Consider the following 14,741-nt stretch of genomic DNA (forward strand, 5'->3'; position numbering starts at 1 on the left):
GATCCTTCGGCACGAGCTCCTCGAGCGTGACCATCTCGAGTTCGTGCTGCATGGGCGTCGGTTTCTTGAGCATGACGCTCATTAAACGACAAAGCCCGGCGCATGGCCAGGCTTCGGGGGTACTTTGTCAGCAGTCTGAGGGCGGCATGGCCGCCCTTTTTCTTTTGCCAGTCGCAAACGTGAAGGCACAAGGGCGGGGCTGACAACCGCGCATTAGCCTCTTCGTGGCGTCCAGTTCAGCGTCGCCGCGATCTCCTCGCCCGGCTGCAGCACGCAGCCGCCCACCTGTTCCTGCATGCCGACCGTGTTGAAGCAATCGGTGGTGTTGGTCACCGGCTCCACACACAGCTGCGGATCGTTGGCTGGCGCGAATACCACCATGTGATCGAAGGGCGCATCGGCGGTCATCGTCAGTTGACGGTGTTCGTCGGGCCACGCAATCGTCGCCTCGCGCGACCAGTTGGCGAAGTTGTTGTCGAGCTCGAACGCGTCCGGCGACATGCCGTGACGCAGCGCCTCGACCGCGGGGTGCGGGCCGAGATGCGTGGGCAACACGTCGGCGTCGGCATGCCACATACCTTGCACGTCGGCGTAGACGCGAGTCTGCGCAGTGCGCGGATAGTACGGGTGATGCCCCATGCCAAAGGGCATCGGCCGGTCACCCAGATTCTGCGCGGACAACGTGATGCGCAGTGCGCCGCCGATCAACTCGATGCGCTGCCGCGCGCGATAACTGAACGGCCAGTCGCCGGGCTGCCTCGCATCCGGATCGTGGTCGAAGTGCAATTCCACCGAGCTTTCCGTGCGCGTCCCCACCTGCCACGGATGCCGCCACGCGTTGCCATGCAGCGCGTGCGCAAAACGCAGGTCATTGCCGCTCAGATCGACCGTGCCGCCGTCGAACGGGAAGCGCGCGTCGCGAATCCGGTTGCAGTAGGGAAAGAGCGGAAAGCTCGCCATGCGCAGCGGATCGCGTTCATCGAACGCCGCTTGCGTGGCCGGCCGCAGCCAGTGCAGCGGACCTTCACGCGTCGATTCGTAGTAAGCCGCCAGCGCGCCGCCGACTTCAGGCGCGATCACGACTCGCATGGCCCCAGCCGTCAGCGTGACAAGCGTCGGGGCGATCACGGGATCGTCGAGCCACGTGAGCCCGGTTGCGAATGGCTGGATCGAATTCAAGGAAACGTCGCGCATGGTCAGAAAAGGCGGGGCCTCAGGCGGATGGCGGCATGAACGCGCATCAATGTCTCCTATGACATGCCGCGCATAGCGCGCGGCCGGCGAACCGTCATGGTCCGCGCGACCGAGAATCGCACGCCAAAGGATATCGGTCAATATTATTAGTAATAAATTTGTCCGAACGAACCTGCTAATGCCTTATCAAAACTCCCAAATGGCGGGTTAGCGCGCGTTGCCGCGCGCATATTATTAGTGGTACCGTCGGCATCACACAAATGCCACCGGCATGCTCCTGCTCTCGCGCCGCAGCAGCGCGGCCCGCACAATGAAAAAATCGACTCAACGCCGTCCGACCATGACCGACATCGCCAAGCTCACCGGCGTGTCGCAATCCACTGTCTCGCTGGTCCTGAACAACGCGACCGGCGCGAAATTCTCCGAGACCACCCGCAACAAGGTGCTGAAGGCCGCGCACGACCTCGGCTACCGGCTTTCGCTACGCGAGCCGGTCTCGGCTTCGAACGACGAACGCAACCTGATCGTCTATCTGGCCGACGAGATTTCCACCAGTCCGCACCCGGTCGTCAATGTCGACGGCGCGCGCGACGCGGCCTATGCAAGCGGCAAGATGCTCGCCGTCTACTCGACGCACGGCAACGCCGATATCGAAAAGCAGGTACTCGACGCGACGCTGTCGAATCCACACGTATTCGGCGTGATCTATGCGACCGTGTACACCCGCAAGGTCACCCTGCCGGCGACACTTTCGCAGGTGCCCACCGTGCTGCTGAACTGCTACACGAGCGAAGGCGGGTTTTCGTCCGTAGTGCCCGCCGAGGTCGCGGGCGGCCATCTGGCGACCGACTATCTGCTGCAGTCGGGGCATCGGCGGATCGGCTATATCAACGGCGAACCCTGGCAGGACGCCTCGAAAGACCGCCTCAAGGGCTATCGCACCGCGCTTGCCACCGCCGACCTGCCGTACGCGCCGGAACTGGTGCGCGACGGCGACTGGAGCTCAGGGGTCGGCTTCGAAATGACGCTCTCCCTGATGCGTGAGGCGCATCCGCCGACCGCCATTTTCTGCGCCAACGACCTGACCGCGCTCGGCGCGATCGAGGCACTGAAGCAACTTGGCCTGCGCGTGCCCGAAGACGTTTCCGTGCTCGGCTACGACGACCAGGAAATTGCCCGCCACACGCATCCGCCGCTGTCGACGGTGGTGCTGCCGAACTACGAACTGGGACGCTGGGCCGTCGAGACCTTGCTGCAGGACGAACACAACCGCGCAGCCGGCGCGCCAGTGCGACATCGGCTGGTAAAACTCGACGGTCCGCTCGTCGAACGCAGCTCGGTCAGGGTAATTACCGAGGCAGAAAAGCCAATAATTAATATTATTAGTGATTGACCGATAATAATTCTCGATGGAATAATCGGCACGTCCGGTCAGAGTGAGCAACTCGGCCGGCAGGAGAAACACTAAAAAGCAAATACACCTCACCCGGTACTGGAGGAAGACAATGGCGTCGCTCAACACGCAGTCGCGCAAGCACGTGCGCAAGCAGCAGATTCGTCCGCTGGCAGGTTCGCTGCTGGCTCTGGCCATCGGTTTCGGCGTCGCCACGGCGCACGCCGACGACGCGCTGCCGAAATTGCCCAGCAAAACTCCGCTGAAGGTCGGCTTCGCGCAGACCGAGAGCAACAATCCGTGGCGTCTCGCGGAAACCAAGAGCTTCAAGGACATCGCCGCGAAGTGTGGCTGGCAGTTGGTCATGACCGACGCCAACAGCTCGAATTCCAAGCAGGTATCGGACATCCAGAACATGATCGCGCAGCATGTCGATCTGCTGGTGTTCCCGCCCCGCGAAGAAAAACCGCTTGCGCCGATCGTGCTGCAGGCTAAAAAGGCCGGCATTCCCGTGATCCTGGTCGACCGCAATGTCGATCAGTCGGTGGCCAAGGCGGGCCGCGATTACATCACCTTCATCGGCTCGGACTTCATCGATCAGGGTCATCGCGCTGCTGACTGGCTCATCAAGGCGACCGGCGGCAAGGCGAAGATCATCGAACTCGAAGGCACCACCGGCGCATCCGCGGCGAACGATCGCAAGAAGGGCTTCGACGAAGTCATCGCGAAGAATCCGGGCATGTCGATCATCGCCTCGCAAAGCGGCGACTTCGCGCGCGACAAGGGCCGTCAGGTGATGGAGACGCTGTTGCAGGCGCATCCGGATGTGACCGCCGTCTACGCGCATAACGATGAAATGGCGCTCGGCGCGATCGCCGCAATCAAGGCGGCCGGCAAGCAACCGGGCAAGGACATCCAGATCGTCACGATCGACGGCACCAAGGGCGGCATGGACGCGATCGCTGCCGGCGAACTCGGCGCGAGCGTGCAGTCGAGCCCGTTCTTCGGCCCGCTCGCCTGCGACGTCGCCCAGCGTTATGCGAAGGGCGAAAAGATCCCGACGTGGGTCAAGGTGTCCGACCGCTTCTACGACAAGAGCAACGTGCAGCAGAACATGCAGTACGGCTATTGATCGATCTGATCGACCACCGCCGTCGTACACGCGGTTGTGTAGCTTGAGGGCAGTGCTTCAGCGGAGTGTCCAGGCGCTCCGTACTTCGAAGAAAGCTTCTTCGAGGGCAGTGCCCGCAGGACGTCCCCGCCCCGAATCCGTCTCCTCGGGGGGCGGGCGACGGGAAGGGTTCGGAGCGACGCGTTCGTGGCAACACGGACCGTCGCTTCGCTTTTATGCGGCGTACCATGGCTCGACACGCGCCTGCATCAAGCCCGAACGAATGGCCATAGCGGCTCGCACGTGCAAAGCATGCAGCGCACGCAGCACATGAAGCAGCACACGCATCAGGAGGACACCCGTGACGGAATCCGGCAAAGAGACGCCACACTCTCCCCTTACCCGTTCGCCGCTGCTTGAGATGCAGGACATCGGCATCAGCTTCGGCGGCGTACCCGCATTGCGCAGCGCCAATCTGAGCGTGGCCGCCGGCGAAGTGCATGCGCTGATCGGTCAGAACGGCGCCGGCAAATCGACCATGATCAAGATCCTGACCGGCGCGTATAGGCGCGGCTCGGGCACGGTGCGCTTCGAAGGCCGCGAAGTCGATTTCCGCACGCCGAAGCAGGCGCGCGAAGCCGGCATCAGCACGATCTATCAGGAGATCAACCTGGTACCGTTCCGCTCGGTGGCGGAGAACATTTTCCTCGGCCGCGAGCCACGCCGCTTCGGCCTGATCGACTGGCGCGCGGTGCAGCAACGCGCCGCCGCGCTGCTCGAATCGTTCGGTTTGCAGATCGATGTGAAGAAGCCGGTCAACCGCTATTCGACCGCGATCCAGCAGATGGTGGCGCTCGCGCGCGCCGTCTCGTCGGACGCGAAGATGGTCATCATGGACGAGTCCACCTCGTCGCTCGATGAACGCGAAGTGGAACTGCTCTTCACCGTCGTGCGCAAACTGCGCGACGACGGCCGTGCGGTGATTTTCGTCTCGCACCGCCTCGACGAACTGTATGCGCTATGCGACCGCGTCACCGTGATGCGCGACGGCCAGACGGTCGCGCAAAGCACCATGGCGGAGATGGACAAACTGCAACTCGTCACGACGATGCTCGGCCGCACGCTTGCCGCCGTCGTGCAGGACGACGCCACTGCACGCGAAGCGAATCTGGCGCGGCGCGGCAAGCTGGCGATCGCCGCGTCCCACTTGAGCGCGCATCCGAAAGTAAGCGACGTGTCGCTCGAAGTGCATGCGGGCGAAGCGGTCGGTCTCGCGGGCCTGCTCGGCTCGGGCCGGACCGAAACCATGCGCCTGATGTTCGGCGCCGATCCTGTCGAACAAGGCTCATTGTCGATTGGTGGAGAGACGGTGTCGTTGAAGTCGCCGCAGGATGCCATCGCGCGTGGCCTCGCTTACCTCACCGAGGATCGCAAAGCCGAAGGCATCGTCCCCGAACTCTCGGTGCGCGACAACCTCACACTCGTCTGCCTGCGCACGCTGGCGAAGAACGGCGTGGTCGACGTGAAGAAACAGCAGGCGATCGTCGATCGTTTCATTGCTTCGCTCGGCATCAAGCTGCGTTCGGCCGATCAGCCGATTCGCGAGTTGTCCGGCGGCAATCAGCAGAAGGTCCTGCTCGCCCGCTGGCTCGCCGCGGAGCCTTCGTTACTGCTGCTCGACGAACCGACGCGCGGCATCGATGTCGGCGCCAAAGCCGACGTGGCGAAGATCGTGCGCGAACTGCGCGATGCGGGCCTCGCTGTGCTGCTGTCCGCATCCGAACTGGAAGAGCTGACCGCCGTGGCCGACCGCGCGGTGGTGATCCGCGACGGCCGCACCGTCGCTGAACTGAACGGCGCCGACATGAGCGAGACCGCGATCATGGACGCCATTGCCTACGGCAGCGAAGGCCAGTCGCAACTGGTCGAAGCCGCCCGGTCCGCACATATCGAAGACGCGTTGGAGGGCGACCGTCATGGCGCTTAAGTTGCACACAGAGTCGTTGCACACCCAAACCACGCCTCCTATGCCGGACGCCGCCACATCACGCGCCACGGCCGCATCGACGGTGAAGAAATGGCGTCATCTCGCCATGCAACGCGAAGTCATCGTGCTGCTCGCCATGGTGCTCTTCAACCTGATCTTCACCCCGCACTTCTGGTCGCTGCAAACCTTCAACGTCAACATGACGCAGGTGGTGACGATCGTGATCGTCGGCATCGGCATGACGCTGGTGGTGGCAACGGGCGGCATCGATCTGTCGGTGGGCGCGTCGATGGCGATCTCCGGCGCGCTCGCGCCGATGCTTTTCCTGAACATTCCAGGGCCGGGCGGCATTGCGCTCGCGTTCGTGCTGCCGGTGCTGGCGGCGGCCGCGTGCGGCGTCTTCAACGGCTTGCTGGTGACGAGGCTATCCGTCCAGCCGATTGTCGCGACGCTGGTGCTGTTCATCGCCGGGCGCGGCATCGCCCAGGTCGTTACCGACGGCAGCCTGCAGGCGTTCAACACACCCGCCTTGAAGTGGATCGCTTTGGGCAAGGTCGCCGGCGTGCCGTTCCAGGTGCTGCTGATGCTCGCGCTGGTCGTGCTGTTCGCATGGATCGTGCGCAAGACGCTGTTCGGCCAGTATCTGCTGATCACCGGCGGCAACGAAAAGGCCGCCTATCTGTGCGGTGTGCCGACAGCCGCCGTGAAGCTGATCGCGTACACCTTGTGCGCGGCACTCGCGGGCCTGGCGGGGCTGATCTCGATCTCGGTGAATTCTTCGTCGGATGCGAATGTGGTGGGGCTCGGCGTCGAACTCGACGCGATCGCCGCAGTGGCGGTCGGCGGCACGGCGCTGACGGGAGGCAAAGCGTATATCGGCGGCACGCTGATCGGCGCGCTGATCATCCAGTTGCTGCGCTATACGCTGCTCGCGCACGGCATTCCCGACGCGGCGGCACTGGTGGTGAAGGCCGGCATCATCGTCGCGGCGGTTTATGTGCAGCGGCGCTCACGGTAACCCTAACGCTCCAGGAACACTCCCGGACTCGATGCGATGAAAAAGAATCTTCCTATCCTCGTTGCACTGGTCGCGCTCATCGTGCTCGGCCTCGTGCGCTACGACCATTTCGGCTCGGCCTACAACATCACCTCGTTCTGGCGCTACAACTCGATGTTCGCGCTGATCTCGATCGGCATGGCCTTCGTGATCATCACGGGCGGGATCGACTTATCGGTGGGCACGGTCGCCGCCCTGGCGAGCGTCGTCGCTGCGTTGACCAGCGTGTATGGCGGCTGGGTGGCCGTCGTCGCCGGGTGCGCGGCGGGCACGGCCGTCGGCGTGCTCAACGGCCTGATCATCACGCGTCTGAAAATCCTGCCCTTCATCGTGACGCTCGCGACCAGCCTCGGCGCACACGGCGTTGCCCTGCTGCTCGGCAAGAACGATGCGGTGTCGATTGCCGCCGACTCGAACTTCGGCAACTTCGGTCAAGGCGATCTGTTCGGCCTGCCGATCCCTGGCATCGTGGCGGTGGTCGCCGCCGTGGCCGGCTGGCTCGCGTTGCGCAGCACGCGCTTCGGGCGGCATTCGCTGGCCATCGGGGGCAGCGAGGAAGCGGCGCGACTGATGGGCTTGAACGTCGATCGCACGCTGGTGATGGCTTATGCGGTGAGCGGCCTGCTCGCCGGCATGGCAGGGGTGATCCTGGCCGCGCAGTTCGGCGCAGGTCAACCGAACGAAGGCGTCGGCTGGGAATTGTTCGCGATTTCGGCGGTGGTGCTCGGGGGCACCTTGCTCACCGGCGGCGAAGGCTCGATTGCGATGACGATTGCCGGCGTGCTGCTGCTCGGACTGGTGTTCAACCTGCTGAACTTCGAAAACGGCCTGGGATTCATTAGCCTCTCGGCGTACTGGCAATCGGTGATTCGCGGCGTGTTCCTGCTGCTGGTGATCGTGCTGCAGGCGAGAGTGTTGAAGCAGCGCGGCAAGAAACGCATCGCTGCTGCAGCGTAATTCGCAATGAGACTGCGAGCAGGCGAGCCGACTGCGGCCGGACATACCGACGAACCGGCCAATCGCCGCCTTTCGCTGATTACCCCGGTGTTCTCAGAACGCAACGCGCGACCGGCTTTGCGTAGCAGGGAATTCCGGCGGACAGGGTGATAGCCGCCTCGCCCCGGCGTCACCTGGAGTAATTGCGATGTGATGGGTTCATCCCCTTACACAGACGGGGATTCCGGCGGCTCCCGGGTCCGCCGATCACGGTTTGTGTACCAACCCCGTGCGACAAACAAGCGCTGAAAAAGGCGGCAGCACATCCCTCCCCACTACTGTGCCTCCTTCACCTTTCGCCCCGATCGCATTGCTTTTGCCAGTTTTATCAGCAGGGTCAATGCTGCGGCGCACGGCGGGTTTCGGTATCATCCTGAAAATGTTGCCCGCGCGGCGCGCCTATCCGGCGCATGCCGGACAGCCGATGGCAGCCGCCCTGCGCGCTTTTCGCCCATCGCCGTACCCTTGCTGAAGCGCGGCTGCAGCCATGCCAACGTACTTCGCGGTGCCGATCGTAATAACCGTCGGCGCCGACGCTTCCCAGGTCCGGTAACCCGCTTCACCACGCTCAACCGCCGCGCCGCAGCCCTCAGGCAGCGGGCGCGGTAAAATAGCGGATTGCGCGTGATTCCCGACTTCGGGTTAGCGCAGCATCGCCCTTGCCGTGCCGGCCGGCTAAAACGACTGGCCGCCTTTGTTTTCGCACTATCCAAGAAGCCATGAGCAACCTGAATTCACAAACAGTCCTGAGCGTCCATCACTGGACCGATACGCTTTTCAGCTTCACCTGCACGCGCGATCCGTCGTTCCGTTTCGAAAACGGCCAGTTCACGATGGTGGGCCTCGAGGTCGAAGGCAAGCCGCTGATCCGCGCCTACAGCCTCGCGAGCGCGAACTACGAAGAGCACCTCGAATTCCTGAGCATCAAGGTGCAGGACGGCCCGCTCACGTCGCGCTTGCAGCACCTGAAGGTCGGCGACGAAGTCCTGATCGGCAAGAAGCCGGTCGGCACGCTGATGGCCGACAACCTGCTGCCGGGCAAGACACTTTGGCTGCTGTCCACCGGCACGGGCCTCGCGCCGTTCATGTCGATCATCAAAGATCCGGACATTTACGACCGTTACGAGCGCGTGGTCCTGACGCACACCTGCCGTTTCGTCGACGAGCTGGCGTACAAGGAATACATCACGGATCACCTGCCGGCGCACGAACATCTGGGCGAACTGGTGCAGGAAAAGCTGCTGTACTACCCGACGGTGACACGCGAAGCGTTCCAGAACCGCGGCCGCATCACTGAACTGATCGAAACCGAAAAGCTGTTCGCCGACCTCGACGTGCCGGGCTTCTCGCTTGAAGACGACCGCGTGATGCTGTGCGGCAGCCCGCACATGCTGCGCGACACCCGCAAGCTGCTCGACGACCTGGGCTTCCAGGAAGGCAGCAACAACGCGCCGGGTCACTACGTGGTCGAAAAGGCCTTCGTGGGCTAAGCGCACGCTCAGATTTAGCGGCTAACGCCGTGTACCCAGCAAAAAGGAGCCTTCGGGCTCCTTTTTTGTTGCTCAGTTACAAATTGGCGCCACCGGCTTAACATTTGGTGTCAGCATTCTTCCTACAACCGCGGCATTACCAAACATTAACCATTGCGTGAAATATAGGCGCTAACCCTTGGTGCGCCTGCATTTTTTCTTTTTTTGAGATATCATCGCGGCGCAAGATCGGTCGGTTCACATGTCAGCCGCGGTACGATATGAATGTTACAGAATGTAAATTTCGTTACGCCGCGCCGTAGCGATTTGTCCGTCGCGCACAACGCGTAACGGACATCACTGGGGCCAGAGACTCGCATGCGTTCTTTTGTCTTCGCGCCGCCGATGCGCCTCCGTTTCGCCGTCCACACTGCTTCCTGAGAGGGAAAGTCATGGATACGTCGACTGTCGTCCCGTTCAGCACCCACATTCCGCTTTCGCTTGCACACGCCACGCCGCAATCCGCTGCTGAGCGTGAACTCGCGCAGCTGCGTGCCCGCGTGCGCGAACTGTCAGCTGAGCTCGTTCAGGCGCAGGAAGCTGCCTGCCGCCATGTGGCGCGCGAACTGCACGACGGTGTGGGCGCCGAACTCACCGCGACGCGCTTCGCCCTTGCCGGCGTCGAAACCTGGCTGCCTGCCGATGCGCCGCACCAGTGTGCCGCCGCGCTCGCCGTCGCGAATCGTTCGCTCGACGCCGTGTGCGCCGCCAGCCGCCAGGCCGTCGCGGAACTGCATGCGCCGTCGCTCGAGGCGGGCATTGTCGGGGCGCTGGCGCAATGGACCGGCGATTTCGCCGCACGCACGAACCTGCGCACGAGTTTCGTCTGCGCCGCCGACGTGCGGCTCACGCGTCTGCCCACCGGCGCCGCGCTGGCCGTGTTCCGGGTCGCCCAGGAAGCACTGAACAATATTGCCAAGCACGCACGCGCCGAATCCGCCGATGTGCGGATCGAAACCGGCCGCCGTCACCTGACGCTGATCATCAGTGACGACGGCATCGGTGTGACGCGCAACGCCCGCAGCCGTCGCGGCCACTTCGGCCTGAGCGGCATGCAGGCGCGCTGCGCCGCCTTCGACGGCACGCTGCGGGTCAGCGCCCGGCGAGTCGGCTCACAGCACGGCGACGGCGGCAAAGCGCCGCGCGGCACGCTGGTGTGTGCACGCTTCGCGTGGGACGCGATGCTGGCAAGCGCACTGGGCGCCGAGCGTCGCGCGCTGCAATCGTGAGCACGCCATCATGAGCCTGCGCATCCTGCTCACCGACGACCACGCGGTGGTTCGCCAAGGCGTCCGCCAGTTGCTGCTCGACCGCGGCGTGGCGCGCGAAGTCACCGAGGCGCAAAGCGGCGCCGAAGCGCTCGAGGCCGTCGCCCAACACAGCTACGACGTCGTACTGCTCGACATTTCGCTGCCCGACATGAATGGCGTCGAAGTGCTCAAGCGCCTGAAGCGCAAAGCGCCGCGCGTGGCCGTACTGATGTTCTCGATGTACCGCGAGGACCAGTACGCCGTGCGCGCGCTGAAGGCCGGTGCCGCCGGCTACCTGTCGAAGACGGTCGACGCCGCGCAGATGATCGGCGCGATCCAGCAGGTCGCGGCGGGCCGCAAATACGTCAGCCCGGCCATGGCCGAAGCGCTGGCGGACTATGTTTCCTTCGACGGCGAACAATTGCCGCACGAAAAGCTCTCGGACCGCGAATACCAGACGCTATGCATGCTCGCGTCCGGCAAGCGGCTGACGGATATCGCCATGACGCTATCGTTATCGGTGAAAACGGTCAGCGTGTACCGCACGCGACTGCTCGAGAAAATGAAGCTGCGCAACAACGCCGAGCTGACCTTTTATGTGATGAGCAACCGCCTCGTCGATCTGAATCCGGCGATGGCCGGCTGACCTTCTCGTCCTGCGATCGCTGAACAGCCTGCGGTTGCCTGCAACACTTTCCCAAAATAGTGCAGAGGCACGCATCCGTTAAAATCCAGGGTTTCCCCGACATTCGGCGCGCAAGATGCGTGCACAACTGGAGACCCACCGCCAATGTCCCTGTTTCGCAAGAAGAGCGTCGAGCACATGATCGCCGCGAGCGCTCAGAACGCCGGCTTGAAGAAAGCGCTCGGCGCGCTTGATCTGACTTTCCTCGGTGTCGGCGCCATTATCGGCACCGGCATTTTCGTGCTGACCGGCACGGGCGCCGTTCAGGCCGGCCCGGCGCTGATGGTCTCGTTCCTGATCGCGGCGATTGCCTGCGGGTTCGCCGCGCTCGCCTATGCCGAGTTCGCGTCGACAATTCCCGTCGCGGGATCCATCTATACGTATTCGTACGCCACGCTTGGCGAACTGGCCGCGTGGATCATCGGCTGGGACTTGATGCTCGAATATGGGCTGGCCACGTCAGCGGTGTCGGTCGGGTGGTCGGGCTATCTGCAATCGCTGCTGTCGGGTTTCGGCGTGAGCCTGCCGGTTATGCTGACGGCGGCGCCAGGCGCCTTGCCGGGGCATGAGACATGGTTCAACCTGCCCGCCTTCCTCGTCATGATGGCGATCACGGCACTGCTCTCGCTCGGCGTGCGTGAATCCGCGCGGATCAACAACATCATGGTGGCGATCAAGGTGACCGTGGTGTTACTGGTGATCGGCGTGGGCGTTTTCCACGTGACGCCGGCGAACTGGCATCCGTTCATGCCGAACGGCTGGAATGGTGTATTCGGTGCGGCGGCGGTGATGTTCTTCGCGTTCATCGGTTTCGATTCGGTGTCTTCCGCGGCGGAAGAAGTGAAGGATCCGAAGCGCGATCTGCCGATTGGGATCATTGCGTCGCTAGGCGTGTGCGCGGTGCTGTACGTTGCTGTGGCCGCTGTGGTCACCGGTATCGTGCCGTCGGCGCAGTTCGCGAATATCTCGCATCCGGTGTCGTATGCGTTGCAGGTAGCGGGTCAGAAGTGGGTCGCGGGCTTTATCGACCTCGGCGCTGTGCTGGGCATGTTGACGGTGATTCTGGTGATGGCTTATGGCCAGACGCGCGTGATCTTCGCTATGTCGCGGGATGGCTTGTTGCCTGCGAAGCTGTCGAAGGTGCATCCGCGGTTTGCTACGCCGTTCTTTACAACGTGGCTGGTGGGGATTTTCTTCGGGTTGATTGGTGCGCTGGTGCCGTTGAATGTGCTGGCTGAGCTGATCAATATCGGCACATTGGCCGCGTTTTCGATGGTGTCGATTGCGGTTCTTGTTTTGCGGAAGACGCATCCTGAGTTGCCGCGGGCGTTTCGCTGCCCTGGCGTGCCGGTTTTGCCGGTTCTCGCCGTTGCCTCCTGTCTGTTTTTGATGGTCAATCTTCAGGCCGTGACCTGGGTGGCCTTCGTGGTTTGGTTGCTCATTGGGATGGTCATTTACTTTGGCTATTCGCGGCGCCATTCGAAGTTGGCGCACACACGCTAAGGGTTTTCGTTTTCTGATTCTTTGTCTGTGCGGCGCCGTCTGGCTATAGGCCAGCGGCGCTGCAAACCCCGCTGTTCCCCCGCCGTTTTCCCCCGTTGTTCACCCTCCCCCGCGCTACGCGCAAACAAACCAACACACTTCCCCTCATAGCGCCGCCCCCCAATTTGTGCTTTACTTTTCGGCAGACCCATAAAAATCCGCAAAACCGCAGCACCCTCATCGGACCCCACGGACAGGCAGCTGAAGGCAGGAAAAAACAAAGGTCCGGTCTCACCCCATAAGGAGACAACTTCATGGCGATCAGCATCAGTCTGACGGTGAACGGCGCGCCCATTAGCGCCTCAATCGACCCTGGCACCCTGCTTGTCCAGTTTCTTCGCGATCAACTTCGCCTCACGGGAACGCACATCGGCTGCGACACCGCTCAGTGCGGCGCGTGCACGGTCCATCTGAACGGCCGCGCAATCAAATCCTGCAACATTCTCGCGGTTCAGGCCGAAGGCGCGGACATCACCACCATCGAAGGGCTCGTCAAAGACGGCGTCCTGCACCCAATGCAAGCCGCCTTCAAACACTGCCACGGTCTGCAGTGCGGTTTCTGTACGCCCGGCATGGTGATGAGTGCGGTCTCGCTCGTCGAGCGTCAGCCCAATCTCACCGGCGACGACGTGCGCGCCCAGCTCGACGGCAATCTGTGCCGCTGTACGGGATATCACAACATCGTCAAAGCAGTGCTAGAAGGCGCCGAAGGCATGAAGTCCTCCGGCACGGCCCAAGCCAATGCGCCGGCCACCGCCCAAGCCACCGCCTGAGGAGACGACGATGAACGCACCCGACACCCACCTCATCGGCGCCTCCGTCGAACGTAAGGAAGACTATCGGTTCCTCACGGGCAACGGTCAGTACACCGACGACATCGTCCTGCCGCAGCAAACCTACGCGGTGTTCCTGCGCTCACCGCACGCGCACGCAAAAATCAACAGCATCGATACCGCCGCGGCCAAACAGTCGCCCGGCGTCGTCGCGATCTTCACCGGTGCGGACATGGCCGCTGACAACGTCGGCGGCCTGCCGTGCGGCTGGCTGATCCACAGCACCGACGGCAAGCCGATGAACGAGCCGCCGCATCCGATCATCGCGCACACGAAGGTGCGCCACGTCGGCGATCAGGTCGCGCTCGTGATCGCCGACTCGATCAAGGCCGCGAAAGACGCGGCCGAGCTGATCGAGGTCGATTACGACGTGCTGCCGGCCGTGGTCGACACCGCGCACGCGTCCGATCCGGGCCAGGCCGCGGTGCATGACGAAGTGCCGGACAACGTCTGCTACAACTGGGGCCACGGCGACAAAGCCGCGACCGACGCCGCCTTCGCCAAAGCCGCGCACGTCACTACGCTCGACATCGTCAACAACCGGCTGATTCCGAACGCGATCGAACCGCGCGCGGTCAACGCGAGCTACTCGGTGCAGGACGAAAGCTACACACTCTATGTCGCGAATCAGAATCCGCACGTGGAGCGCCTGCTGATGGCCGCGTTCGTGCTGTCACTGCCGGAATCGAAATTGCGCGTCATCGCACCGGATGTCGGCGGCGGCTTCGGATCGAAGATTTTCCTGTACGCCGAAGATGTCGCGCTGACGTGGGCATCGAAAAAGATTCGCCGTCCGATCAAATGGACCGCCGAGCGCTCGGAAGCCTTCGTGTCCGACGCGCACGGCCGCGATCACGTGACCAAAGCCGAACTGGCGATGGACGCCGACGGCAAGTTCCTCGCGATGCGCATTCATACGATCGCCAATATGGGCGCGTATCTGTCGACCTTCGCGTCGAGCGTGCCGACCATCCTGTACGCGACGCTGCTCGCCGGCCAGTACGCGACACCCGCCATCTACGCAGAGGTGAAAGCGGTCTTCACCAACACTGTCCCTGTCGACGCCTACCGCGGCGCGGGCCGTCCCGAAGCAACCTACGTGGTCGAGCGTCTGGTCGAAACAGCTGCACGTGAGATGAAGCTCGACCCCGCGGAAATCCGCCG

13 protein-coding genes are annotated in these 14,741 nt (G+C 63.0%); 12 read left to right on the top strand and 1 reads right to left on the bottom strand.

Annotation, left to right across the window (positions count from 1 at the left end; all coding sequences use genetic code 11):
• Positions 1 to 203 (top strand): hypothetical protein (locus VFE81_RS11395; protein ID WP_325044696.1); only part of this gene is annotated, 203 nt, incomplete at its 5' end.
• Between the two features lie 10 nt (positions 204 to 213).
• Here VFE81_RS11395 and VFE81_RS11400 read toward each other — a convergent pair.
• Entirely contained in the window at positions 214 to 1,194 is a 981-nt protein-coding gene (locus VFE81_RS11400) for an aldose 1-epimerase (RefSeq protein ID WP_325044697.1), read from the bottom strand.
• A 340-nt stretch (positions 1,195 to 1,534) separates the two neighbouring features.
• On the opposite strand from VFE81_RS11400, the gene VFE81_RS11405 reads away from it, so the two are divergent.
• The 11 genes from VFE81_RS11405 to VFE81_RS11455 all read left to right on the top strand — a co-directional run.
• A complete protein-coding gene (locus VFE81_RS11405; protein WP_325044706.1) occupies positions 1,535 to 2,587 on the top strand; it encodes a LacI family DNA-binding transcriptional regulator in 1,053 nt (350 codons plus the stop codon).
• A 112-nt stretch (positions 2,588 to 2,699) separates the two neighbouring features.
• The gene (locus VFE81_RS11410; RefSeq protein ID WP_325044698.1) at positions 2,700 to 3,719 is read left to right on the top strand and encodes an ABC transporter substrate-binding protein; all 1,020 of its coding nucleotides are present in this window, start codon (positions 2,700 to 2,702) and stop codon (positions 3,717 to 3,719) included.
• 400 nt (positions 3,720 to 4,119) lie between these two features.
• Positions 4,120 to 5,685, top strand: a complete 1,566-nt coding sequence (locus tag VFE81_RS11415) for a sugar ABC transporter ATP-binding protein (RefSeq protein WP_325044707.1) — start codon at positions 4,120 to 4,122, stop codon at positions 5,683 to 5,685.
• 40 nt (positions 5,686 to 5,725) lie between these two features.
• Positions 5,726 to 6,703, top strand: a complete 978-nt coding sequence (locus VFE81_RS11420) for an ABC transporter permease (protein WP_325044708.1) — start codon at positions 5,726 to 5,728, stop codon at positions 6,701 to 6,703.
• Between the two features lie 36 nt (positions 6,704 to 6,739).
• Positions 6,740 to 7,699 (top strand): ABC transporter permease, encoded by a 960-nt coding sequence (locus tag VFE81_RS11425; protein ID WP_325044699.1) that lies wholly within the window; start codon positions 6,740 to 6,742, stop codon positions 7,697 to 7,699.
• 758 nt (positions 7,700 to 8,457) lie between these two features.
• Complete coding sequence (locus VFE81_RS11430) at positions 8,458 to 9,228, top strand: ferredoxin--NADP reductase (RefSeq protein ID WP_325044700.1); 771 nt, start codon at positions 8,458 to 8,460, stop codon at positions 9,226 to 9,228.
• Between the two features lie 431 nt (positions 9,229 to 9,659).
• The gene (locus tag VFE81_RS11435; protein ID WP_325044701.1) at positions 9,660 to 10,496 is read left to right on the top strand and encodes a sensor histidine kinase; all 837 of its coding nucleotides are present in this window, start codon (positions 9,660 to 9,662) and stop codon (positions 10,494 to 10,496) included.
• Positions 10,497 to 10,506: 10 nt separating this feature from the next.
• A complete protein-coding gene (gene rqpR / locus VFE81_RS11440) occupies positions 10,507 to 11,163 on the top strand; it encodes a response regulator transcription factor RqpR (protein WP_325044702.1) in 657 nt (218 codons plus the stop codon).
• Positions 11,164 to 11,307: 144 nt separating this feature from the next.
• Positions 11,308 to 12,705 (top strand): amino acid permease, encoded by a 1,398-nt coding sequence (locus VFE81_RS11445; protein WP_325044703.1) that lies wholly within the window; start codon positions 11,308 to 11,310, stop codon positions 12,703 to 12,705.
• A gap of 293 nt (positions 12,706 to 12,998) precedes the next feature.
• Positions 12,999 to 13,517: a (2Fe-2S)-binding protein gene (locus tag VFE81_RS11450; protein ID WP_325044704.1), complete on the top strand. Its 519-nt coding sequence runs from the start codon at positions 12,999 to 13,001 to the stop codon at positions 13,515 to 13,517.
• 10 nt (positions 13,518 to 13,527) lie between these two features.
• On the top strand, positions 13,528 to 14,741 hold a 1,214-nt coding region (locus tag VFE81_RS11455; RefSeq protein WP_325044705.1), incomplete at its 3' end, for a xanthine dehydrogenase family protein molybdopterin-binding subunit.

It is taken from the genome of Paraburkholderia sp. (assembly GCF_035656215.1).
Lineage (GTDB): Bacteria > Pseudomonadota > Gammaproteobacteria > Burkholderiales > Burkholderiaceae > Paraburkholderia.

Coding starts and splice junctions, on each gene's coding strand:
- VFE81_RS11400 (WP_325044697.1), bottom strand. CDS start 1,194: ATGCGCGACGTTTCCTTGAATTCGATCCAGCCATTCGCAACCGGGCTC.
- VFE81_RS11405 (WP_325044706.1), top strand. CDS start 1,535: ATGACCGACATCGCCAAGCTCACCGGCGTGTCGCAATCCACTGTCTCG.
- VFE81_RS11410 (WP_325044698.1), top strand. CDS start 2,700: ATGGCGTCGCTCAACACGCAGTCGCGCAAGCACGTGCGCAAGCAGCAG.
- VFE81_RS11415 (WP_325044707.1), top strand. CDS start 4,120: ATGCAGGACATCGGCATCAGCTTCGGCGGCGTACCCGCATTGCGCAGC.
- VFE81_RS11420 (WP_325044708.1), top strand. CDS start 5,726: ATGCCGGACGCCGCCACATCACGCGCCACGGCCGCATCGACGGTGAAG.
- VFE81_RS11425 (WP_325044699.1), top strand. CDS start 6,740: ATGAAAAAGAATCTTCCTATCCTCGTTGCACTGGTCGCGCTCATCGTG.
- VFE81_RS11430 (WP_325044700.1), top strand. CDS start 8,458: ATGAGCAACCTGAATTCACAAACAGTCCTGAGCGTCCATCACTGGACC.
- VFE81_RS11435 (WP_325044701.1), top strand. CDS start 9,660: ATGGATACGTCGACTGTCGTCCCGTTCAGCACCCACATTCCGCTTTCG.
- rqpR (WP_325044702.1), top strand. CDS start 10,507: ATGAGCCTGCGCATCCTGCTCACCGACGACCACGCGGTGGTTCGCCAA.
- VFE81_RS11445 (WP_325044703.1), top strand. CDS start 11,308: ATGTCCCTGTTTCGCAAGAAGAGCGTCGAGCACATGATCGCCGCGAGC.
- VFE81_RS11450 (WP_325044704.1), top strand. CDS start 12,999: ATGGCGATCAGCATCAGTCTGACGGTGAACGGCGCGCCCATTAGCGCC.